The 24,265-nt window shown below is 40.6% G+C and carries 21 protein-coding genes and 1 pseudogene; 12 read left to right on the top strand and 10 right to left on the bottom strand.

Going from position 1 to position 24,265, the window contains the following annotated elements:
* Positions 1-768 precede the first annotated feature (768 nt).
* Positions 769-1,221 (bottom strand): JAB domain-containing protein, encoded by a 453-nt coding sequence (locus N179_RS14645; RefSeq protein WP_082318459.1) that lies wholly within the window; start codon positions 1,219-1,221, stop codon positions 769-771.
* 422 nt (positions 1,222-1,643) lie between these two features.
* Positions 1,644-3,650 carry a heavy metal translocating P-type ATPase gene (locus N179_RS14650; protein ID WP_050678840.1) on the bottom strand — a complete coding sequence of 669 codons (2,007 nt, stop codon included), beginning with the start codon at positions 3,648-3,650 and terminating at the stop codon, positions 1,644-1,646.
* A gap of 434 nt (positions 3,651-4,084) precedes the next feature.
* Here N179_RS14650 and N179_RS14655 point away from each other — a divergent pair, with 434 nt between their 5' ends.
* Positions 4,085-4,588 (top strand): PCYCGC motif-containing (lipo)protein, encoded by a 504-nt coding sequence (locus N179_RS14655; RefSeq protein ID WP_050678841.1) that lies wholly within the window; start codon positions 4,085-4,087, stop codon positions 4,586-4,588.
* Between the two features lie 37 nt (positions 4,589-4,625).
* Here N179_RS14655 and N179_RS14660 read toward each other — a convergent pair whose 3' ends face one another.
* The 3 genes from N179_RS14660 to N179_RS14670 form a co-directional block, all read right to left on the bottom strand.
* Entirely contained in the window at positions 4,626-5,306 is a 681-nt protein-coding gene (locus tag N179_RS14660) for a response regulator transcription factor (protein ID WP_050678842.1), read from the bottom strand.
* Between the two features lie 322 nt (positions 5,307-5,628).
* Positions 5,629-5,955, bottom strand: coding sequence for a four-helix bundle copper-binding protein (locus N179_RS14665; protein ID WP_071908772.1), 327 nt, complete (start codon positions 5,953-5,955; stop codon positions 5,629-5,631).
* Between the two features lie 91 nt (positions 5,956-6,046).
* A complete protein-coding gene (locus N179_RS14670; protein ID WP_082202603.1) occupies positions 6,047-7,561 on the bottom strand; it encodes a multicopper oxidase family protein in 1,515 nt (504 codons plus the stop codon).
* A 187-nt stretch (positions 7,562-7,748) separates the two neighbouring features.
* On the opposite strand from N179_RS14670, the gene N179_RS14675 reads away from it, so the two are divergent.
* Complete coding sequence (locus N179_RS14675; RefSeq protein ID WP_029343434.1) at positions 7,749-8,321, top strand: YdhK family protein; 573 nt, start codon at positions 7,749-7,751, stop codon at positions 8,319-8,321.
* 60 nt (positions 8,322-8,381) lie between these two features.
* On the opposite strand, the gene N179_RS14680 is transcribed toward N179_RS14675, so the two are convergent.
* The 4 genes from N179_RS14680 to N179_RS14695 are packed head-to-tail and all read right to left on the bottom strand — an operon-like array spanning position 8,382 to position 11,961.
* Positions 8,382-9,053, bottom strand: a complete 672-nt coding sequence (locus tag N179_RS14680) for a response regulator transcription factor (protein WP_029343435.1) — start codon at positions 9,051-9,053, stop codon at positions 8,382-8,384.
* Positions 9,050-10,366: a sensor histidine kinase gene (locus N179_RS14685; protein WP_050678843.1), complete on the bottom strand. Its 1,317-nt coding sequence runs from the start codon at positions 10,364-10,366 to the stop codon at positions 9,050-9,052. Before N179_RS14685 ends, N179_RS14680 begins: the two co-directional genes overlap by 4 nt.
* Before the next feature lie 52 nt (positions 10,367-10,418).
* Positions 10,419-11,225 (bottom strand): hypothetical protein, encoded by an 807-nt coding sequence (locus tag N179_RS14690; protein ID WP_050678844.1) that lies wholly within the window; start codon positions 11,223-11,225, stop codon positions 10,419-10,421.
* Positions 11,226-11,262: 37 nt separating this feature from the next.
* The gene (locus tag N179_RS14695) at positions 11,263-11,961 is read right to left on the bottom strand and encodes a cytochrome c biogenesis CcdA family protein (protein ID WP_034786404.1); all 699 of its coding nucleotides are present in this window, start codon (positions 11,959-11,961) and stop codon (positions 11,263-11,265) included.
* Positions 11,962-12,190: 229 nt separating this feature from the next.
* On the opposite strand from N179_RS14695, the gene N179_RS14700 reads away from it, so the two are divergent.
* The 4 genes and pseudogenes from N179_RS14700 to N179_RS14715 all read left to right on the top strand — a co-directional run bounded on the left by N179_RS14700 (position 12,191) and on the right by N179_RS14715 (position 16,360).
* Positions 12,191-12,910, top strand: a complete 720-nt coding sequence (locus N179_RS14700) for a peptidoglycan DD-metalloendopeptidase family protein (RefSeq protein ID WP_029343438.1) — start codon at positions 12,191-12,193, stop codon at positions 12,908-12,910.
* Positions 12,911-13,093: 183 nt separating this feature from the next.
* Positions 13,094-13,669, top strand: a pseudogene (locus N179_RS14705) (recombinase family protein).
* 200 nt (positions 13,670-13,869) lie between these two features.
* On the top strand, positions 13,870-14,238 hold the full coding sequence (locus tag N179_RS14710; protein WP_017474136.1) for an ArsR/SmtB family transcription factor: 369 nt from the start codon (positions 13,870-13,872) through the stop codon (positions 14,236-14,238).
* Positions 14,231-16,360: a heavy metal translocating P-type ATPase gene (locus N179_RS14715; protein WP_017474135.1), complete on the top strand. Its 2,130-nt coding sequence runs from the start codon at positions 14,231-14,233 to the stop codon at positions 16,358-16,360. Before N179_RS14710 ends, N179_RS14715 begins: the two co-directional genes overlap by 8 nt.
* A 200-nt stretch (positions 16,361-16,560) precedes the next feature.
* Here N179_RS14715 and N179_RS14720 read toward each other — a convergent pair whose 3' ends face one another.
* Positions 16,561-17,544, bottom strand: a complete 984-nt coding sequence (locus N179_RS14720; protein ID WP_075643112.1) for a heavy metal translocating P-type ATPase — start codon at positions 17,542-17,544, stop codon at positions 16,561-16,563.
* A gap of 14 nt (positions 17,545-17,558) precedes the next feature.
* On the opposite strand from N179_RS14720, the gene N179_RS14725 reads away from it, so the two are divergent.
* The 6 genes from N179_RS14725 (at position 17,559) to N179_RS14750 (ending at position 23,268) form a co-directional block, all read left to right on the top strand.
* Positions 17,559-18,701: a copper resistance D family protein gene (locus N179_RS14725; RefSeq protein ID WP_055966251.1), complete on the top strand. Its 1,143-nt coding sequence runs from the start codon at positions 17,559-17,561 to the stop codon at positions 18,699-18,701.
* 197 nt (positions 18,702-18,898) lie between these two features.
* Positions 18,899-19,123 (top strand): type II toxin-antitoxin system RelB family antitoxin, encoded by a 225-nt coding sequence (gene relB, locus N179_RS14730; protein WP_026829710.1) that lies wholly within the window; start codon positions 18,899-18,901, stop codon positions 19,121-19,123.
* A complete protein-coding gene (locus N179_RS14735) occupies positions 19,120-19,389 on the top strand; it encodes a type II toxin-antitoxin system RelE family toxin (RefSeq protein WP_047395636.1) in 270 nt (89 codons plus the stop codon). Before relB ends, N179_RS14735 begins: the two co-directional genes overlap by 4 nt.
* Before the next feature lie 48 nt (positions 19,390-19,437).
* A complete protein-coding gene (locus N179_RS14740; RefSeq protein WP_075643113.1) occupies positions 19,438-20,109 on the top strand; it encodes an HNH endonuclease family protein in 672 nt (223 codons plus the stop codon).
* Between the two features lie 498 nt (positions 20,110-20,607).
* Positions 20,608-20,817: a hypothetical protein gene (locus tag N179_RS16990; RefSeq protein WP_055966256.1), complete on the top strand. Its 210-nt coding sequence runs from the start codon at positions 20,608-20,610 to the stop codon at positions 20,815-20,817.
* A 708-nt stretch (positions 20,818-21,525) separates the two neighbouring features.
* Entirely contained in the window at positions 21,526-23,268 is a 1,743-nt protein-coding gene (locus tag N179_RS14750; protein WP_055966258.1) for a methyl-accepting chemotaxis protein, read from the top strand.
* The last annotated feature ends 997 nt before the right edge of the window (positions 23,269-24,265 follow it).

Here is a 24,265-nt window from a genome sequence, read left to right on the forward strand (position 1 = left end):
TTTTGTAAACAAGAAATCGATCAATAAGAAAAGTCCGAATGCAATCGGAACGAGGTAAAGTAGATTGACATTTGTAAGTGCTGCACCTAATACATCAGTCGATCCATCAAAGTTCATATGTAGTTTCTCCTTTTTAGATATCCTCGCATACGATACATCATTCACGACCGAAGCACTAACGACGATCTCATACGTGGACAAGCCTCTTTCCTTTAGTATGCCATTCCTTCGACTAAATCCTAACCTTTTATTTTTCTTTTTAGAATTCTATGGAACGCTCCGTGCCTTCCGTCGCAAGGAACAGGAACGTAGAGATGCCTCGCGCAAGCGATGTGCAGCTCTCGTTATCGGTCCGGCAGGAGGGGAGCGGTGCGATGAGGATGTTGCTGCGTGCAGCCTACAGCCTCACGCATGAGCCCGAAAAATCTTCTTATGCTGTACATCCAGTAGAAAGAGCATTACTACCTATCTACAGAAGGATCGATTCACTTCAATCAGCTATCTCTCCTCGAACCTTCGTACACTCCACTACTGTCTCACTACTGCATCTTCCATAACACCCTTCTATCTATATAGAAAAGACCAGATGTACTTTCTTACCCGCAGTGGATCCGTCCACTGCGGGTCTCTCATTGCCCTTGGATTCGGGACGAATCCATTCCTTACTCGCTTGCGCTCTCTCAAAAGAAAAACGACGTCGTTTTTCGTCCATGCTCTGGCGCGCGGACAGGACGGGATTGTCCCGTCCGTCTACGCTATACCATTCCTTTACAAAACACCTTGTGCTTTCAAACTGACGTATTCTTCTCCGGCACCGACGATAATGTGGTCAAGCAGCTGGATGCCGACGATACGTCCGACTTCGACGAGCCGTTCAGTCACCTCGATGTCTTCCCGTGATGGGTGCGGGTCACCGCTCGGATGCTGATGGCTGACGATGAGCGACGTCGCATTGTTGAGGATGGCGGACTTAAAGATTTCTCTTGGATGGACGACGCTCGAGTTGATACTTCCGACGTGTGCCCGATGGACAGCAATGACGCGGTTCTTCGTATTGAGTAGGATGACGAGGAATACCTCACGGTCATCGTCCTGGATGAAGCGTTTGGCGACACAGAACGCGTCCTCGGGGGACGTGATGTGCGTTGTCTCGAGCGCGACGTCTGGCTCACGAACCTCTTGGCGGATACGGGTGATTTCAACGAGTGTAGTCAGTTTCATGGAAAAGCTCCTTTCGCGAGTGGGATGCAGTCCGACACGGTGCCGTCCTGTTGACGGGAACGCAGCGAGCATCGCGAGACGGCGCAAGGGTGACCGCAGGGAAAGATCAAAAAAAGCGGACAGCGCACCGGTACGGAGGCTTCCGGAGCCCGCGAGCGAAAAGCCTTGCTTTGAGCCAAAACGCGGAGGAAGACGAGGAACGGCAGCGGCTTTTTTTGATGGCCCTTGCGCCGGCGAGGAGCGAGCTAGAGTACGGAAACAGGACGGCTTGCGGTCCCTTTCCATCAGACAGAGCGGTACCGCTCTGTTCCATGCTTTTATCTATGGGATCCTATCTGATTGAAAAAAAGAACACACCCTAACTCATGAAGTGAGATAGGGTGTGTTCATACACAAAAAAGAAAAAATATACCAAACTTCTATTAAATTCTTAATGTTTTCGCATTGATAGCTACGATGACCGTACTCAAACTCATCAAAACTGCTCCAATCGCTGGTGAAAGAATAATGCCGTATGGTGCTAAAATACCTGCAGCTAAAGGAATCGTAATGATATTGTAACCAGCTGCCCACCATAGATTCTGAATCATTTTATTATATGTTTTTTGCGATAGTTCGATGACAGATAAGACGTCCTTTGGATTACTTTTGACAAGGACAATATCAGCCGTTTCTACAGCTACATCTGTTCCACTACCAATCGCAATCCCTACATCCGCTTGTGCGAGAGCTGGTGCATCGTTAATTCCATCCCCTACCATCCCTACTTTTTTTCCTTCTGCTTGCACCTGTCTCACTTGACGTGACTTATCATCCGGTAATACTTCTGCGTACACTTGATCGATCTCAAGTTGGGAAGCGACCCACGAAGCGACTTTTTGATTATCCCCAGTCAGCATGATGGATTGAATCCCTTTCTCCTTTAATTCCTGTACAGTCTTCTTAGCTTCCTCGCGAACGAGGTCGGCAAGGGCGATCATACCGATTAATTCTGTGTCCTTTAAGACAAAGACGACCGTTTTCCCTTCTTCAGACAAATCTTCGAATGTCACTTCGTCGATTTCGAGTTGTTTGTCCCGTACGTATCGCGGACTAACGACGCGGACTTGCTTTCCTTCGACTGTTCCTTCCAATCCTATGCCTGTCATCGATCCAAATCCTGCGACCGATGGTAAATCAAGCTTTCGTCTTTGAACTTCAGTCAAGATCCCGCGAGCAAGTGGATGTTGCGACGACTGTTCGATGGCTCCTGCGAGTCGTAATACTTCTTCCTCACTTATACCTGTACTTGCCATCACATCCGTTACTCCAAAATTACCTTGCGTTAAAGTACCAGTCTTATCAAAGATAACCGCATCTAGTTTTCGTGCCTCTTCGAATTGTGTTCGATTTCGAATCAAAAGACCCCTTTTAGCGGAAAGTGCTGTAGAAACGGATACGACAAGAGGGGCTGCTAAACCAAGAGCGTGTGGACAAGAGATAACCATAACCGTTACCATGCGCTCGATTGCTGTACTAACCGAATATCCAAGTACAATCCAAATCACGAAAGTCAGAACACCTGCTCCCACCGCGAGATAAAAAAGAATTTTTGCTGCTCGATCAGCTAAGTTTTGAGTCCGTGATTTGGAAGATTGCGCTTCACTTACTAAGCCGATGACTTTTGAAAGGTAGGTGCCTTCACCAGTACCTGTCGTCTCGACTGTCAGACCACCTTCTTGATTGATAGAGCCAGCAATCACGGTGTCATTCTCCTGTTTATCTACCGGAAGTGATTCACCGGTAAGCATTGATTCGTCAATCGTTGTTGTTCCTTCGACGATTTTTCCGTCTACCGGTACCTGTTCTCCCGGCTTGATCCGAATGAGATCTCCTGCCTCTAATTCATTGACCGGCACCTCTTCAACCTTCCCATCCTTCACTCGATGCGCCACACTCGGAAGTAACTTTACTAATTCCTGCAACGCATTTGAGGCACCCATGATTGATTTCATTTCAATCCAATGCCCTAATAACATGATGTCGATCAAGGTCGCTAACTCCCAAAAGAAATCATGTCCTTGTCCGAAACCGAATATGATAGCGACACTATAGAAATAGGCTACACTAATCGCTAATGCAATCAACATCATCATTCCAGGATTTTTTTGGCGTATTTCATTAATACTACCTTTTAGGAAGGGCCATCCACCGTAGAAGTAGACAATTGTGGATAGCAAAAGCAAAACAACGTCGTCATATGGAAAGCTAATGTTGATACCCGACCATTCTTGAATCATTTTGGAAAGTAGCAGGATTGGAATGGTCAACATTAACGATACGAGAAATCTTTTCTTGAAGTCTCCGATCATTCCTTCATGTTCATGATGTGAAGCACTCATTTGTTGGTCTTCATGATGAGTATGTTCGTGATGGATATGGTGATTCATAAGAAAACCTCCTTTTACGTACTATATACCTGTATGGTGTATATAGAGAGATCATGACTATATAGAGCTACATCTCGTTTTTACTTCCAGTTAAACTTATATATATATAAATATAAAATGTATTTTGACACACTAAAAAATAAAAATTATCATACAAGTATAGGATATATTTTAAAAAATGAGACCATTTGTTTGAATAGGACTATTTAGCGCCAAAATCACAAGTACTGAAACTTTAAAAAGAATTAAAGGACAAGTTCGAGGTAGACATCAAATGATTGATGACAATTCATGAATTAACTGAACTGATGAAGACTATGGTCAAATGAACGAATAGGTACTATCGTGAACAGACAAATGAGCTAATACAAAAAACGCAATTAAAAAGCTTTGTTTTATGCACCTACAAAATTATCTCTAAGGAGAATCCAATCGTGAAACTTAACATACTCTTAAAAAGCGTAAGTCTTATTAGCCTATCCCTGATTGCGGTCGGCTGTGCTCAATCCCCGATGAAGTCTTCTACTCCCAATCATTCAAAGGAGGTAGATCATGCGAAACATATGGGCGGTGACAAGATTGAAGAAACATCATCATCGTTGATACTTCCCACGTTTTTAAAAACTCAACCTGAAGATGTACGAAATGTTTATCAAGCTGTAGGGAAAAATCGTAAACTACTAGAGAAAATACCTTGCTATTGCGGTTGCGGTGAAACAGTCAATCATAAAAATAATTATGATTGCTTTATAGAAGAAAACGCGACGAATGGATCGGTGAAATGGACAAGTCACGGAACGACATGCAGCACCTGTCTCGAGATTGCTGTAAAGTCTATTTTGAAGCAACGGGACGGAGAATCGGTTAAAGATATTCGTTCTGCAATCGATTCTTCATATAAAGATGGATACTCGAAGCCGACACCGACTCCCTTATGATTTTTATGATGACACTTTTGCTCCTATAGTAAGAGTGTCATTTCGTTTCATTCTCACTCCAACGATATCCTCTCCCCCAAATTGTTTTCAGATGCCTATCGATCGGGTAATCTAACTCTCTTAACTTTTCTCTAATCATCTTAATATGAGAATCAACTGTCCTCGGATCCGATTCTGACGTATAAGACCAAACGAATTCATAAAGCTCTAGTCTGTTGAACAGCCTTCCAGGATGTTGAAGGAATAGTCGCAGTAATGCATGTGCTTTTGGTGTAAAGTCAATCGACTTGCCATCTAGTAAAATTAAATTGTTGCTCTCATCGAACGTAAGTCCGTGGTAGATAACGGGTTCTTTTGCTTTCCTTCTCATGACAGACCGAACTCTTGCTAAAAGTACGTCCCCGTTAAACGGCTTTGTGACATAATCTGTAGCTCCAGCATCTAGTCCTTTGACGATGGATTCAGCATCATTTAGAGCCGTTATCATGATGATAGGGACTTCCGGGTGAGAATCCGTTATTTTCTTACATACTTCGAATCCATCGTACATTGGCATCATTACATCCAATAAAATCAAATCGAAGGTTTCTTTTTTCACTTTCTCTAAAGCTTCGATCCCATCATTCGCCATACTACATTCATATCCTATTGGTTCTAGATAGAGTCTTAATAATTGCCTCATTCTTATTTCATCATCAACAATTAATATTTTATCCATCCTAGTCACCACCTCTTACATTAAAATTTTTTAATAATAAATGATTGTTAGTCTATTTCCTCATAAATTTCACGAACTTTCTATATAATCAATTCAACCTATAGAATGGAGTTGATTTTCATGAAAGTGTTTATGAAGAGTTTGATCGTTATCCTCTATGTATCCTTATTTTCTCTCACCATACTACTGGTCTATAAGGGTTATGAACTTTTTCATAACTAAGTATCTTAGTGCTTATAAATAATGAAAGAGCATCAGCTTTTTAGCTCATACCTTTTTCGGCATGGCGACATAGATGCTCCTTCATTTTTAACACTTCGCTTTAAGCAATTAATTTACGACAGACTTTTGCACATTCATTACAGGCCTCAGCGCACTTTTTACAATGATCATGATCATGTTTCGAACATTCGTCGGCACATCTTTCACAAATTTCAACACAGCTTCTTGCAAGAACATCAATATTGCTGCTGTTTCGAGAAATAGCTTGTACTAAAAGACTACAAATTTCAGAACAATCTCTGTCTAGACGTATACACTCTGCCATCGAAGAAACATGATGTTCACTCAAACACGCATCAAAGCATTCATTACAAGTCACTATACAGTTGTGTAGGGCACCTAAGATTTCTTGTTGTCCAGTATTCATTCTAAAATACCTCCATTTTCCGTCTTTTTTGACTTACACAAAGCCTATTTCCTTAGTTTGTGAAAAAAAGATGAAAACATTCACCTATTTTTTAGTCCACTTTCAACTGACCCATCATTCCGTTCTCTTCATGTTCAAGGATATGGCAATGGTACATGAATACCCCTTTTTCCTTGAAAGTCATCTGAATCTTAACTCGTTCATCTGGTTTTATAGCGATAGTGTCTTTTAGACCTGCTTCTTGATTATCCAGTTTCTGTCCATTTCGCTCTAATACTTTGAATTGGACTCCATGAATGTGGAAGGGATGAGTCATTCCACCCATCATGTCTTTTTTATTATAGACCTCCCAAATTTCGGTTTCTCCTTGTTTCGCTTTAATATCGATTCTCTTCTCATCAAACTTTTTCCCATTGATTTCAACATTTTTGCCCATCCCGAAAAGAGTTAACTTTTGATTCACTGTAGACAAGGTCTTTAGCGGCTTTTCATATCCACTTTTCGGCGCCAATGCACTTAGGTTCGTCCCTTGTTTATCCTTCAGCTTGAAGTTAACGACCCTTACTCCATTCGTCTCAAATGAAACAGTCTCACCAATTTTTCTTTTTGAAAAGTCTACCAATACCTCTATACGTTCGCCTGGACTTAATTCAATTTTCTTTACGTTTTTCGGTTTTGAGATGTAACCACCATCATCAGCAATTTTTTTAAAGGATGAACCGTCAGATAGCTTCACTACGTAGTTACGTGCATTGGAGCCATTTATCAATCTGACTCTAAGTTGCGAATATTTTACGTTGAAATATGGATTAATCGTACCGTTTACGAGGAGGGTATCGCCTAAAGCCCCATCTGTTTTTTCTACATCAGCATATCCAAGGACATTCCTGTTTTTAACTTTTCGATCTTGAAGAATTAATGGAATATCATTTTCACCATATTTTTGAGGTAGCATCGTCTCTTTAGTTTTTTCATCTTTTACGTACAACAATCCTGCTAACCCCTTGTATACTTGTTCAGCAGTTTTCCCCATTGGATGTGGATGAAACCACAATGTCGATTCATCTTGCTTCACTTTAAACTTTACTACCTTCGTTTCACCAGCTTTCACGACTTGATGTGGTCCGCCATCTACGGATGATGGTACAACAAGACCGTGCCAATGGAATGTAGTCGCTTCTGATAAGCGATTCACCGTACGGATTGTTACCATTTTTCCTTTTTTCAATTCCACTACAGGACCTAAATAATTTCCGTTATATCCTAGAGTTTCAGTTTTTTTACTATCTCGGAAGAACTGTGTCTCCCCTTGTTTAGCGACAATCGTGTATTGAATGGAATTCTTGGTTTCACGATCGGATTTTAGCATCTTAGGGATGTTCAATCGTCGCTCTTTTTCTTCAGTTGATTTTAAATCGACACTCGCGCCATGTCCCATACCTTCCATCATAGTCTGATTTGTAGTAGTGTTCCCTCCATTCATCATAGATTTCATGTGCTGTTTGTTATTTGGCATAGTACCTCGGATAAAAAGTAAATACGAACCGCCCACTATAATCATGAGAGTAAAGATACCGATAGTTGCGATTAACCATCTTTTCTTCACATGGATCATTCCCTTCAATTAATTATTATCTTTAACTTAAAGAATGATTGTGAAAAAAATATGTCTTTCCACCCATGAATTTTATAGTTTTTTTCAATGTGTTACTTTTCTGCTCTCTGCAATGTTTCTGCAAATTTATGTGATAGAGTCTATGGAAAGCATAAAAAAACAATTGGAGGTAATTTTTATGAAATTAAAGAAAAAGATTTTTATGACAACTATGGCTGCTTCGCTTTCTTTAGCACTCGCTGCGTGCGGAAGCAATGGTGATGATTCCAAATCAACAGGAAGCATGGATAAAAATATGGACGGTATGGATCATTCGACGATGGACATGTCTGGATCGAAAGAGGTTCCGAAAGGGCTCCAAGAGGCTAAAAACCCTAAATTTAAAGTAGGCGACATGGCGATGATCAAAGAAGCACATATGGAAGGCATGAAAGGGGCCGAGGCTAAAATTGTAGGAGCTTATGATACTACTGCTTATAGCATTTCTTATGACCCTACAAATGGCGGGAAACGCGTCACGAATCATAAATGGATTATTCAAGAAGAGATTGTAGATGCCAAGTCATCTCCTTATGAAGTAGGCGATGAAGTAAAAGTAGACGCGGATCATATGAAAGGAATGAAGGATGCTACGGCCACTATCGACTCAGCTAAGCAAACAACAGTGTATATGATTGATTTCGAATCGACTACAGGTGAAGAAGTGAAAAATCATAAATGGGTGACTGAAGACGAACTATCTGCAGAATAAACGATAAACAAGAGAGGAACGGTTTTTTAACCGTTCCTCTCTTGTCTTATTTCTCCTTATTTAAGGAACCCACTTGTAACCAATTCCCCATACTGTGCGAAAGTGTTCTTCAATAGGAAACTCGAGTTTCCTAAGTTTTTCTCTTAAGTTTCTTACATGAGAGTCGACCGTTCGTTCATCTGTCCACTCATTTGCTAACCATAAACTTGAGAGCAGTTCCTCTCTTGAATAGACACGTTCTGGATTTTTTAATAACTTAGCAAGTAATGAAAATTCCTTTGGCGTGACTTTGACTAAATGATTATCATAATACAGCTCATGGGCGTCTTCATTTAAGATTAGACCCGACGATTCGATTTTTGATCCTGAAGAAACTGTAGTTCGTCTGAAAATCGATTGAATTCTTGCCTTCAATTCCGCCTCGTCGAACGGTTTCACAATGTAATCATCTGCTCCCAGTTGTAATCCTTTTACGATTTCTTCTTTTCCGTCGAGTGCTGTCAATAAAATGATTGGTACATTCGAAACTTCCCTTATCCTTTGACAGGTCTCAAAACCATCCATTAAAGGCATCATCACATCCAATATGATTAAGTCAGGCTCATCTACATCAATCAAGTTCAATATCTCTCTTCCGCTGTTCAGCTTAATACAGGTATAACTGTCTTGCAGATAGAGTTCAATCAGTTCTAACATTCGATTCTCATCATCTACCAAAGCAATGGTTCTCATCCTGGAATCCCCCTCAAGTCAATGACAACTTTCAGCCCGTTTTCTACATTAATAGCTACGATGGTCCCTTTGTGCGCTTCAACTATTTCTTTCGTGATAGCCAAACCGAGCCCAGTACCTCCTGTTTCACGATTTCGTGAAGAATCTACTCGATAAAAACGATCAAAAAGATACGGGAGTGATTGCTCATCCACACCACCACCTTCATCCGTAACTTCAATAAAGTTTTCATCAAGTTTTAAAAATACGCGTTTGTTCGCATGTGTATATTTTAGCGCGTTATCCAGTAAATTTAAGAGAACCTGATCAAATCTAGCTTGGTCTATCTCTTTGTAGATGGGAGTTTTATTAATTTGAAGAATTAATTTCACTTGTTTCTCCTCAAATTTAAAAATTATTCTTTCACTGATTTTTTTTAAGAAATCATTCATCTCTGTGATCTGAGGATCTATTTGAAAATGTGGCTCTTCCAATCTAGCAAGTTCAAACAAATCCTCAATCAGTTCTTGAAGTCTTTCGGATTCCTCATAGATAATATCTCCAAATCTCGATTCGTCTTTTTTGAGGAGTCCTGCATATCCTTTGATGTAGGTAATCGGCGTACGCAATTCATGTGTGATTGAAGTCAGAAATTGCTTTCTTGTATTTTGAATGTGACGTAAATCAACAGATAACTTAGTGATCGCTCGTGCTAAATCTCCTACTTCGTCGCTTCTCTCAGCTTCTCTGATTTTCAGCACCTCGCCTTTACTTAACTTTACCGTTGCCTCTTTCATTGATAAAAGTGGCTTTATAATGATATAACTCAAAAAATAAACACTTACTAATAGAAAAAGTACTAACAAGAATAGAGAGAACACTACTTGTTGTTTCAATTCCCCCATCAAATGCTGTATATACTTCGTCGGCTCTAACATGATTATTTGACCGCCATCTTCAATATTACTCACCGTCACTAAAAATTTGCCCTCTCTCCAATTACCTTCTACGATTCCATCCTTTTTTTGAATCCAATCCGGGTTCAAAAATTGTTCAGCGTCGTTAGATGAATCGACGACTTGATTATTTTTGTCTAAGATAATCACATCAGTCATCGCCTTTTCCTCCATTAAAACAACGTGTTCAACTGTTTGCTTGTCGAAGTTAGTGGAAAGAACATCTCGATGACTATTGCCTCTCTCTTGAAGGCTCTCCAGTTCACTTTCTACTTGTTGATGCTCAAGAATGTTGTATACAATAGCAGATGAGAGAATGAAAATCATGAGAATCCCGAAAAAATAAAATAACGTTATTTTAAATGAAAGTTTATTCATAAAGTACCTTTCTCATTTAAGATGATTACATATAAAAACAAACTGTTGAGATTTAGAAAAGAAAGTATTCTTCATTTAGGCGATACACAAAAGAGCTTTTATCATTTGATTCTTTTAAAAGGACAATTCCTTGAATATTGCTCCACAAATAATTAGCGAAATCATAATCACTAAAAATAGCCTCACGAGTAGAATGCGTCATGAAACATTCTATTTTTGTAATCGTATACATTCCCTCCGAATCACGTTGATAATCGAAAGAAAAAGAACCCTTTATATTAAGCCTTTGAGCAATTATTGCTACGCACTCCTCTAAAATCGAGTTGGCAAACACCTCGTATGAAAGAACAGTATCTTGGTACCGTTCATACTCTTCTCTCATAAAACAGCAAATCACTTCACTAGATCGATAATCGACATATGCATCAATTTTCCCCACCTTTACACCTTCAGGCGCATTCTTTATCTGGTCAAAAGAATAAGTGAAAGTATTACCTTGAACCGAAAATGAATCATGAAGTACTGTTTTATCCCAGTCAAAGGATGTTATAAACGCTACGTTATTTTTTCTCATTTTCAACTTATGTTTTGATAACGTAGATGCTTCTTGTTCGCTTAAAGGGATAATCCAGCCTATTTCTTGAGAAGTACAATATTCAATCAGATTACTAATATACCCTTCTTCTGATTCTTTTTTTGAAAATGAATCAAAATATTTAAAATCAGGAAATAGCTTTCGAACCCATCCTTCTTTTGAAGAAATATGAATATCTATACTTACAGGTTTAAGTTGTTTTATGTTCTCCATCACTTTCCAGTTTTCCTCTACTCCCATTATCAGGACATTTTCACGAGACATTTACGATGCATCTCCTTTCGAAATAGAAAATAGAGCGTCAGAACCCTCTAAACCCTGTAAAATCAATCAATATTGTAGTTAGTTTCGTCAGACCATCGAAATACAATATGATACCTAATAAAATCATAAACCAGCCACCTATTTTCATAACCTTTGAAGAATAATTCATTAAGTATCTGGATTTCCCGACCAAAAACGACATCAAGAAAAATGGAATAGAAAAACCTAGTACATAAAAGAGCATATATAAAAATCCATTACTAGGATTCGTGGCGATCAAAGCAATAACTCCAGCGAGGATTGGTCCTGTACAAGGAGTCCATCCAGCAGCCGATCCGACTCCGACAATAAACGTTCCGATATAACCACGCTTTCTTTTTCCTAAGTTCATTCTTCGCTCTTTAAGTAAAAATATTGGGGTCCACAGACCAGTTAAAATAACACCGAATATGAATAAAATAAGTGCACCGCTCATCCGTAGAACATCTTTATACACTATAAAAAAATCAGCCAAATATGACGTTGAAAAACCCATCACTAAAAATACGCTCGAAAATCCAAGTAAGAAAACGAATGTATGAGGAACACCATTCCAGTTCCACTTTTTATTTTCTTTTAACTCTGTAACTGAAATTCCTGTAATGTAAGATAGAAAAACAGGATACAAAGCTAGGCAACATGGCGAGATAAAAGATAAAAACCCTGCTCCAAAAGCTAACAAAAAAGATAACTCCATCAAATTCCTCCGAACTCTAAAAAATAAATCTTTTTTTAAGATGTATAAAAAAGAAATGTGTTTAATTTTAAACATAAAATCTGTTTGTGAAAAAACTATGCATTTTTTGATTAAATCTCGTATCAATTTTTGAAATGAATTTGATACACTTTTTTGTAATATAGTGATGCTATACTCCTTTTAACAAATCGTTTGTCACCGTATCTTTATCTTTAAAGGAGTACAACTAATGAAAAACAAGGTAATACTTATCGCTTCTAGCGTCTTACTCACAACAACTTTTTCAATGCATAGCCCAAAAGTTGAAGCAAGTAGTGCATATAAAGTAAAAGTAAAGACAGACAATCTCCGTGTTCGGACTGGTCCTTCTCTCAATTACAATATAGTCGGCGTGACTAACACTGGTCAGACTTTTTCTTATTTAGGAAAAAAAGGAGCTTGGACAAAAGTACTTTACAAAGGGAACACACGGTATATCTATAGTTCTTACCTAAAAAAATATAAGAGCCACGTTGCAAAAAAAATGACGTATAATGAGTCTCTTTTTGCTTCTCCTACTAAAGGGAGGCTGACCCAAGGATACGGAAAATCTAATGGCGCTTACGGTTATACATTCCATAATGGCGTTGATCTAGCTGCAACAAAAGGCACACCTGTCTATGCTTCTGCGAGTGGAAAAGTCACTACCTCTAAAAACAGCGGTGCATATGGTAAACACGTTATGATTTCACATAGTCTAAAGAATCAAAAATACGTAACCGTTTATGCTCATATGAATAGTCTTTCGGTAAAAAGTGGTCAGACAGTCTCTAAAGGTATGAAGATTGGAACAGTTGGGAATACAGGAAACTCGTTCGGAAATCATTTACACTTTGAGATTCATAAAAACAGTTATAAATACAGCAGTTATTCTGCAGCGAATAGTGTCAACCCATTGAACTATTTGTAACCTAAAAAAAGAAGAGAGGATGTCCTAAGACAGCATCTTTTCAGATCATAGAAAAACCCTCATTTCGACGTCGAAATGAGGGTTTTTCTATGATCTGAAGCGACTTCATCAAGTCATTTATTTTGAAGTGGATTGCTGTGATCTAGCGTCTCATAAGACTTGTCTCAAAAGTGAGGTGATATTTTGCGGAAAATTGGTAATGTACGTGTCAGTTCAACTAGTCAAAACCCTTCAAGACAATTTCAGCAGCTAAGCGAATTCGGAATGGATATTATATACGAAGAAAAAGTTTCTGGGGCAACGAAGGAACGTGAGCAACTTCAAAAAATGTTAGAGGACTTACAAGATGGTGACACCATTTATGTTACAGATTTAACTCGAATTACTCGTAGTACACAAGATTTATTTGAATTGATCGATTACATATGAAGGAAAAAAGCCAGCTTAAAATCACTCAAGGATACATGGCTAGATTTATCAGAGGATAATCCATACAGCCAATTCTTAATTACAGTAATGGCTGGTGTTAACCAGTTAGAGAGAGATCTTATCCGTATGCGTCAACGTGAAGGGATTGAGCTGGCTAAGAAAGAAGGAAAGTTTAAAGGTCGGATAAAGAAATATCATAAAAATCATGCGGGAATGAATTATGCAGTAAAGCTATATAAAGAAGGAAATATGACTGTAAATCAAATTTGTGAAATTACAAATGTGTCTAGGGCTTCATTATATAGAAAGCTATCGGAAGAGAACAAATAGTTCAGTCCTATTTCATTAATTGGCCAGATAATGTTATGTACTTAAAGTCTTATGCAGTTTGGTTATTTTGTTATTAGAATTGGGTACTCCAATTCTTTTTTTATGAATTTTTTTACTCATTCAAATAAACACTTGAATGAATTATTAAAAATGGTTATACTATATTCAAATAAACACTTGAATGATATTGGGGTGAGAATGTGATTAAGAAAGATACTTGTGAAATTTATTGTTATGACGAAGAAAAGGTCAATCGAATACAAGGTAATTTACAGACAGTAGATATTTCTAGTGTTGCCCAAATGTTAAAAGCTATTGCAGATGAAAATAGAGCAAAAATTACCTATGCTTTATGTCAAGATGACGAACTGTGTGTGTGTGATATAGCAAATATTATAGGTGTTACGGTTGCAAATGCCTCTCATCACCTGCGAACGCTCCATAAGCAAGGGATTGTTAAGTTTCGAAAAGAGGGAAAACTTGCATTTTATTCATTAGATGATGAGCATATCAGACAAATTATGATGATTGCATTGGCACATAAGAAAGAGGTGAAGATCAATGTCTAGTGGGAAAGCAAAACTGTCTGAAGAAGAAATGAAAGCCTATCGTGTTCAAGGATTTACTTGTACTAACTGTGCAGCCATTTTTGAAAATAATGTTAAAGAACTTCCCGGTGTTCAGGATGCGAAAGTAAATTTCGGAGCATCTAAAGTTTATGTTAAAGGGACGACAACCATTGAAGAATTAGAAAAAGCAGGAGCATTTGAAAATTTAAAAATTCGAGATGAAAAAGAACAAAGGGTAGAACGAGAACCTTTTTGGAAGCAGAAAGAAAACATTAAGGTATATATATCAGCTCTTTTACTTGTAGTTAGCTGGTTCTTAGGAGAGCAGTATGGTGAAGAGCATGTTCTACCGACAATTGGTTATGCAGCGTCCATTTTAATCGGTGGATATTCGTTATTCATTAAAGGTCTCAAAAATCTAAGCAGATTAAATTTCGATATGAATACGCTTATGACTATTGCAATTATAGGAGCTGCAATCATTGGTGAATGGGGTGAAGGGGCAACCGTTGTTATCCTATTTGCGATTAGTGAAGCATTAGAGCGTTATTCAATGGATAAAGCACGTCAATCTATTGAATCTTTAATGGATATTGCCCCAAAAGAAGCGTTAATTCGACGAGGCAATGAAGAAATGATGATTCATGTTGATGATATTCAAGTTGGAGACATCATGATTGTTAAGCCCGGTCAAAAGTTAGCAATGGATGGAATAGTGGTTAAAGGTACATCGACATTAAATCAGGCTGCGATTACAGGTGAAAGTGTTCCAGTAACGAAAACCACAAATGATGAAGTATTTGCAGGAACCTTGAATGAAGAAGGGTTACTTGAGGTTAAAGTAACAAAACGAGTTGAAGATACTACTCTTTCAAAAATCATTCACTTGGTAGAAGAAGCCCAAGCAGAACGGGCCCCTTCTCAAGCGTTTGTCGATAAATTTGCAAAATACTATACACCAGCTATTGTCATACTAGCTCTTTTAATTGCGGTAGTTCCACCATTATTTGGCGGAGACTGGAGCCAATGGATTTATCAAGGCTTAGCTGTATTAGTGGTTGGTTGTCCTTGTGCCTTAGTAGTCTCAACTCCAGTTGCTGTGGTTACAGCAATAGGAAATGCAGCGAAAAATGGTGTTTTAATTAAAGGTGGTATCCATTTAGAAGAAGCAGGACACTTAAAAGCGATAGCCTTTGATAAAACAGGAACATTAACCAAAGGGATTCCTGCTGTAACAGACATTGTGACATATGGTAGAAATGAAAATGAATTAATGACCATAACAGCAGCCATTGAAAAAGGATCACAGCACCCTCTTGCTTCAGCGATTATGCGAAAAGCAGAAGAAAATGGATTAAAATTCAACGAAGTAACAGTAGAGGATTTTCAATCCATTACAGGTAAAGGCGTTAAAGCCAAAATAAATAATGAAATGTATTATGTGGGAAGTCCAAATCTTTTTGAGGAATTACACGGAAGCATTTCAAGCGATAGGAAAGAAAAAATTGCCGATATGCAAACTCAAGGTAAAACGGTGATGGTGTTAGGAACAGAAAAAGAAATTCTTTCGTTTATTGCCGTAGCCGATGAAATGAGGGAATCGTCTAAAGAAGTTATCGGCAAGTTGAACAATATGGGAATCGAAACAGTGATGCTAACAGGCGATAACCAAAGAACGGCAACAGCCATCGGAAAACAAGTTGGTGTTTCGGATATTAAAGCTGACTTACTTCCAGAAGATAAGCTTAATTTTATTAAAGAACTTCGAGAAAAACATCAAAGTGTGGGGATGGTCGGAGATGGCGTGAATGATGCTCCAGCCCTTGCGGCATCTACCGTTGGTGTAGCAATGGGTGGTGCTGGAACTGATACAGCTTTAGAAACGGCTGACATCGCCTTAATGTCTGATGATTTGAGTAAATTGCCATATACAATAAAATTAAGCCGTAAGGCTTTAGCAATCATCAAGCAAAACATTACCTTCTCTTTGGCGATTAAATTAGTGGCATTACTTTTGGTCATGCCCGGTTGGTTAACACTTTGGATAGCTATATTTGCTGATATGGGAGCAACTTTACTTGTAACATTAAACAGTTTACGCTTATTGAAAATCAAAGAATAGGTTCTAAAATGGGCGTCAACTATCGGGTGCGATCATTGAAAACAATGTTATGCTTCAAAAGGGATATTAACAGGAAATATACAACTAAAGGACGCTTTAACTGAGCAACGGAAAAAGCCAAATTTCTCAATTGATGTTGAGAAATTTGGCTTTTTAGTATGGGAATTTCCTTAGCATTGTAAATCCGCATTTTCCTGACGCTACCCCTTATAGAACCACTCTCCCCAACTACCAAGTTGGAGTAAAGGTGGGACGATCATCAGCAACAATGCACCTAGGAAGACGAACGGTGTATACACTTTCGCGAAACGATCGATGAACGCTTCACTCGGTGCTTTATTATCCTGCGCTTCCTCGACCAGTTCAATGATGTGCGCAAGCGTCGTCTCTTGATACGTCTTCTCGACGATCATGTCGAACGAACGATCCATGTTGAGCGTTCCGGCAAATACGTGATCGCCTTCCTTCTTATCGACAGGAATCGATTCGCCCGTGATCGGTGCTTGATTGATGGTCGTCGTCCCGTTCAGGATCGTGCCGTCCAGTGCAACCTGATCACCTGGTCGAATCCGGAGGATTTCTCCGACTCGCACCGCTTCCACCGGTTTACGTCTAACGTCCCCGTCCGTCAGCACGAAGGCTTCCTTCGGAGACAGTTCGATCAGTTTCTGAATGGAATTGCGCGTCCGCGCAAGGGAGCGATTCTGAAGCAAATTGCCGATGGCAAAGAGGAAGACGACGGTCGCTCCCTCGAGCCACTCCCCGATACATGCGGCACCGATGGCTGCTACGCTCATCAATACGTTCATGTCGAGTGAGAGGGCACGGACGGCATAATAGGCACTCCGAAAAACTCTCCCTCCACTGAGGATCAAGGCGATACCGTACAAAACATTCGGAAGACACGCTACTCCGCTCGTTTGGATGAGCAATCCCAGACCAATCAAAATCCCGGACAGGATCAAGGAGATCCCCTCGAACGACCGGACCGGTGCCTCGGACGTTTTCTTTCCCTTGACGTATCCATCGAAACCGATCTTGTTCAGCTCGCTTTGGACTTGTCGAGCATCCAGCTGATGGTCGATTTCCATCTCCCCACGGGCAAACGAAACTGTGACGGTCTGGACATTTTGCATCTTTTGAAAGTGTTGTTCGATCGTCTTAGCACAGCTACTACAGTCCATCCCGGAAACGGTGAATGTTTGGACGAGCTGATCTGATTTATCGGGAAGGGGCGGAAGCGATGACCGCGCTCTATCTGATCGGCGATACGCTCCTCTACGGTTGTCTTGCGCTGTTGATCGGTTTCTTTTCCGTCCAGCTCATCCCTCGTTCTTACCGACCTGACGTATCGCTTTCAATCCGCTGGGTTCGCATGCTCATCGTGCTGATGCTGTTATCCTTTTCCCTGTCCGTCTTACGAATCGTACTGTATTTATATGAAGAGATCGGTTTTTGGATAACACTGCAATCCGTGTTACTTACATTCGAGGCAGGGAACGCTTGGATTCTGATGGCTCTCTGGAGTGTACTCCTTCTCATCGTCATCAATCGTTCATCACTCAGTCCTGGACGTATAAAACTAGGGGTATTCCTTGTTATGGCGATGGTCGTTACGTTCGCGTGGTCCGGGCACGCCTCTAGCATCAAAGGGGCAGAAGGCATGCTCGTACATTCTATTCACGCACTCGCCGTCTTCATCTGGACCGGTGGATTGCTCATACTCGGCTTTTGGAGTCCATCAGACCGTAACTGGGGCATCTTCCTCGAATGGTTCAAACCACTCGTGACGCTATGTTTCTTACTGATCGTCGGTTCCGGCATCTATCTGATGTCTGTCGTCGTGCAGGTAGAGGAGTATTCCGATTCCTGGATTTTACCGTATGGACAAGCCTTACTCTGGAAACACGTCCTGATTCTACCCGTGCTGATCATCGGTATCATGAACGGGAAGTGGAGTTACGCGTCTCCTGAACGATCGTTTGAAGTCCGACGGATGCGGATGCGCATGGAAGGCATCTTGATCCTGCTTCTCTTCACAGCGACTGCGTGGCTCGGTCAACAGGAACCCCCTCACTCGATCAAGGATACTCTTCAATCCAGCGGGGCTGGTCCACTGTCAGGGTTTCTTTTCCCTAGCTCGCGTTTCACCTATTCTGATATCCGGTTCGAGCCGACCATGATATCCCTCTTCTTGATGGCAATCAGCCTCCTTTTCGTGGGATTGTTGGTGTACGTCATCCGATCAACCCAAGACTCCATCAAGACCCTCTATCTTGGATTAGGCGTCTCGATCTCATTATTTTTCGCAGCGTTGTATAGTATTTCCGTGTATTTATGATCCTCCACATGAGCATTTCAGCGTGTGCGACGTCTTATACAAAAAGAAAGGCATGCGATACAGCAGTCTTTCTTTTTTCATACTTATTCATCATTTTCATACTAGTTATAACAGGTTCAATCCTATTTTAAATCGGTGCCATTTCTAGACTACTACTGGAATATGTATTACAATGTATTACAAAGGAGCTGATAATCATGAGTACCATTTCCGTACGTCTGGATGACCAGGATACACGACTCATCAAAGAATATGCGAAGGCAAAAAACATCACGATTTCTACACTCGTTCGCGATGCCGTCCTCGACCGCATCGAAGACGAAATCGATTTACAACTCTATCATGATTCGATGGCAGCACACCGTAAAAAATCAGAAGCGATCTCTTTCGACGATATGATGAAGGAACTTGATTTAGAATGACAGCATTTACGGTAGAGTTTGAGCGCGGAGCTCAAAAGTCTCTCAAGAAGATGGATCCTCAACAAGCGCGGATCATCATGTCCTGGATCAAGAAGAATCTGGTCGGGACGGATGATCCGCGTCGTCATGGTAAAGGACTCGTCTCGAATCGCTCGGGTGAATGGCGGTATCGCATCGGTGATTATCGTCTGATTGCTGACATTCAAGATGAAAAAGTCGTGATTTTGATTCTCGAGATCGGGCATCGTCGTGATATCTATAAATAAGACAGGTAGAACTCACATCTGAGGAAATATGTGAGTTTTCTTTTTTGTTTGACAAATCGTCAAGTACAAAAACATGGGAATACGAAGGGTATCGTCTTGACCGACGATATGTACAATATCTTACAATCTGTTCAAATGGAGAACTTCTCACTCGAAGTGGAGGCCAGATGGCGCCTAGTTGAGACAGCTTGGGGTCTGAACATCGCCCCTTCCCTACTAAACGTGAAACACGATGCCATCAAAGAACAATTCTTCATCCAAGAGACGGATCGAAATCGACGAATCGACATCACTTCTTCCAGAGACGCCCTGAATGGTTACCAAAAAGGCAAATGTTTTTACTGTTTCCGTGACATCAGCATTCAATCAGGCGACCTGAACTTAGCTGATGTCGATCATTTCATTCCTCATATCTTAGGCACCGAGTTCGAGCAGGATTTGAATGGCGTCTGGAACTTAGTATTGGCATGCCAAAGTTGTAATCGAGGATCGAATGGTAAGTTCGCACGTATTCCATCACTGGAATATTTGGAGCGCCTTCATCGAAGAAACGAATTTTTCATCGAGAGTCATCATCCCTTGCGCGAGACTCTGCTCAATCAGACTGGTGTCTCTACTGATGCACGTATCAAGTATCTACAACTAATGTATAACTTGAGTATTTCTTTGACGGGTGGATTTCGTTGGAAACCTACTATCGAATTCGCCGCTTCTTTTTGAGCAAGCCGATGATAATTCTCGGTCCAACTTTAGTACGTGCATTCTATATATATATAAATAAGATGTATCTCTGACTGACGGATATAATCTGATACGAGTTACACCAACGATAATTGCTTTTCCAGTAGATCAATATCAAAGACGCTTTCCATATATCACACGCGTTGGTTCATATCCAACGTGATGATATGTCGATTCGACATTTTCAGAAGATATCTCGTCCACGACCGATGCATCAAGGTCCATGGAGTCGATCTCTTTCCGTACCTGATTCATCATTTGATTATATTTGATTTGATTCCGTTCTTGCTCTCCGAAGGCATGGACCTAGTCTCTTTGATCCCAAAGATAGAATTGGCCGAGCAGTAACGAAGTAGCACATAACATTTTTCCCGATAAATACTTCTTTGAATTTTATTATGTATACAAGATATAATAGCTTTAGTTTCATAAATATCAGTTTAGAAGACTATAAAATTTTTAAGGGGGAGATGAAACATGATGAAAAATCTCGTCGCGATTGCATTCGTAAGCATTTTAGCCGGGTGCGGAAGTCAACATAATACTCAGGAAATGATCAAGTGGGGCGAATATAACAAATCAAACGTCGAAAGACTGAAAGAAAATGATATTGAGGTACAAGTTAAAAACGATATCATGTACATACCGAAATCAGATCAAAAGAAAGCTGTTAAATGCTGTACATAATGTTCCATTGATCATCATGTCCATCGTCCTAATCGGATTGATGGACATTTTTTGTTCTTTCCTGTTCCAAATCTCTTTGTCCCTTGTACCTCTCTCACCGGTATTCTATTCAAGAATTTGCTCATCGACTACTACTTATAGTACAGAGAGTTAGGAAAACCATTTGCGATTGATCCATGTTTTCAGCGTCATGTCGTCTCTCATTCATCAAAATAATAGATCTTGTTCTTTAGATAATTCGAATTCGACAGACGCTTAGATACCTGAACTGAAAAATGATATTTTTTTCTTCGTAATTCAATCTTATTATTTTGCATTACGATCTCTTTTAATGATACTCAAACGGATTTCGACGTCGAAACGTATACAATCCTAATCTCTGGATATAAGCATGATGTATGCCGACTGGAAGTATGATATTGCATCCTTATATACTTTAATCCTGCTGCAGCTCCTCAAGTCCAAAGCATTCCGGTCCCCGCTTATGCCAGAAAGACATGGTCCTATCAAACGTCACATAGAGGACATAAAACGACTTACTGAGATGTCGAGTGTTGTCAGATGAACGTTTACCAATTACAGATTGTATATACAGAAGACTTTACATTTATTTACTTTCTGAAATTTTTTACTTCTGATCAAAACCTAAACAAATGGCAGCAGGTACCGATACTACTAGCTGTATGAAAAAAACTCAGGAGGATTCTTATGCACAGCAAACGTAAGCATTCATTAAGGAACAGACTCTCCCTCATCATCGGTATCATTCTACTTCTATTTTTCTTGTTCAGTAACATTGCACTCTACCTCAACACTACTCAAACTGCCCTCTCCACACTCAAAAAGACAGCCACCCTGGATGCACAACGCATCGCTGGCCAGATTGACCCTACAGCATATGAGCGTTTTCTCGCTCGACCTGAAAAAGGGAAGGACTACGACGTGCTTCGTTCTCAACTAGACAAACTCCGCCAGCAAAACGGTCTTCTCTACACATACACAGCACTCGTAGAGGACGGTCAGGTCAAGCTCATGGTCGACGGGAATTCTTCCGAGAGCGCGAGCAACATTGGTGAGGTGGCGACCGGTGCCTCCCTCAAAGATGTGAAGGATGTTTTATCCGGGAAGACACATGCGACCGACATCATCGAAGATAAGAAATATGGAAAATACATCAGCATCTTCGTCCCAATCAAGGCTACTAACGGTGACGTCATCGGTATTCTCGGCAGCGACATCTCGGCGGACGAAGTACATGCGTTAACGATGGCACTCGCCAAACAAAACTTCCCACTCTTCTTCCTAGGTCTTGTCATCTTCTTCGGGATCACGCTCATCTTCCTACGCTTCATCCTTATGCGTAAGCTCGACCCGATCCGTACGCTGCAGGAGGTCGCTCAATTCATCACGGAAGGTGACCTGGAAAGTGCCGCTCATCGCCTACGCGACCTGAAGGCGGGGGCGAACGACGAGATCCATGCCCTCGCCGTATCGATGAAAGACATGAATGACATGCTGAGTACGATGATCGGCGAGATCAAGGAGACCTCTACGTTGATCACCCGTACCAGCGAGACCATCGACTCGAGCTCCCAGGAGGTCCTCGATGGATCACGTCAGATCGCGCACACGATGACGGAAATCGCCGTCGGTACTGAGAGCCAGACCCACGTCACCCACTCCCTCAACGAGGAGATGAACGCGTTCGCCGACCTGATCCGGAGCACGGACGAGGTCAGTCATGACATCAACACGGCGACGGTTGAGATGGACGAGCTGACGCGAGAGGGCCGTTCCCACATGCATCGGTCCGTCGAGCGGATGAACGTCATCCATCAGCATGTCCAAGATTCGACGCATCAGGTACAGGAATTGAATCGACAATCCGAAGAGATCCAAGGTCTCATCTCCATCATCCGTGATATCTCCGAGCAGACGAACCTGCTCGCCCTGAACGCCGCGATCGAAGCAGCACGCGCGGGTGAACAAGGGAAAGGATTCGCCGTGGTCGCCTCGGAGGTAAAGAACCTCTCCATGCACGTCGCGGATAACGTCAGTCAAATCTCATCGATCGTTAACAACGTTCTCGTCAGTACGCGTTCAATGGAAAGAAGCTTCACTGAAACAGTCAATGAGACAGAAGCGGGTAAAAAATCCATCCTCGAAACAGATCAGTCCTTCAGTCGATTGACGGAACACGTCGAGGTCGTCTCTCAGTCCACGAAACACATGGCACTTCAAATGCAGAACGTGCTGCAATCCGAGAACCGCATCCGTCACGCGTTAGGTGAGATTGCATCGGTCGCTGAGGAACATACTGCCGGAAACGAAGAAGTCGCTGCTGCATCGGAACAGATGATTGGTACGATTACATCCTTACATGATTTAGTTATCACGCTGAACAAAACGACTGATATTTTGGAAAAAGGAACCAATCGATTTAAGATTTAATTTTTATTAACTTCTATATAAAAAGCATCCCTTTCGTAGAATTTGAAATGAATCCTGAATGGTGGACACTTAATAAAAGACCCCATTCGGGTTTTTTGTGTTTAAAGGTATCTATATACTGTGCCTATTCAATTTAGATGCGAGAACTATTCATGAGCAAACGCGACTTTAATCCAGATCAAACCAGACAACTTGAAATGGATCTTCACATAGCCTCTGTATTAGATCGTACAATTCAATATAAAGGAGAATTTAGCTGTTAAGCGACCGATACAAACCATTGAGGAAAGCGGCTTTGGGCTGGACATGATTGGTAAGCAAACGAAGAACTAAGCGTTAAAACGGTGGTGGAAGATAGATCGCATTTATGGAGTGAGCGACGTGGAATGATGGCACATCATGTATCTACAAGCTTCCATACGGAACCCGCCCTTCATACAACGAATAAATTCGCAGAACGACTCCAAGCGAATGTTCGCTAGAAGCCATGATACCTTCCAATCAAGGATTCCATTATACGCATTCTGCTTATCAAACACGTATAAGTTAAGATGGGAATGCTTCAATCCATATCCCGTAGAGAAAAACTGCCTGGATAATGCCCAGATGAAGTCGTTCTTTGGGCACTTGAAAGATTATGTCGATTATTAATTAGTATCTGACCTCGATGAGGTTTGTGCCATGGTCGATGGTTACATTGATTATTACAATACAATGGAAACTACAAAAGATGACTCCGGTACAATACCGAAGCCATCTCATATCAGCTTGAAACGTTAAGGGTGCTTTTATTGAACTTACATTTTTTTCTTGAGAACGACTTATTTGAAGCTCATTTTTATAGGAACTCTAAACATGAATTATAAAATTAAAATGATTTCTATACAAAATCAGAATCATTTTATAAAATCATAATCAACGAGCACACATCAATTTCATATAGTACCTAAAGTTCAATCTGAAACTCCTTCATGATTTTTCTTACACGAAGTATGAA

This window comes from Exiguobacterium indicum HHS 31, from assembly GCF_001939065.1.
In the GTDB taxonomy this organism is placed as follows: Bacteria; Bacillota; Bacilli; order Exiguobacteriales; family Exiguobacteriaceae; genus Exiguobacterium_A; species Exiguobacterium_A indicum.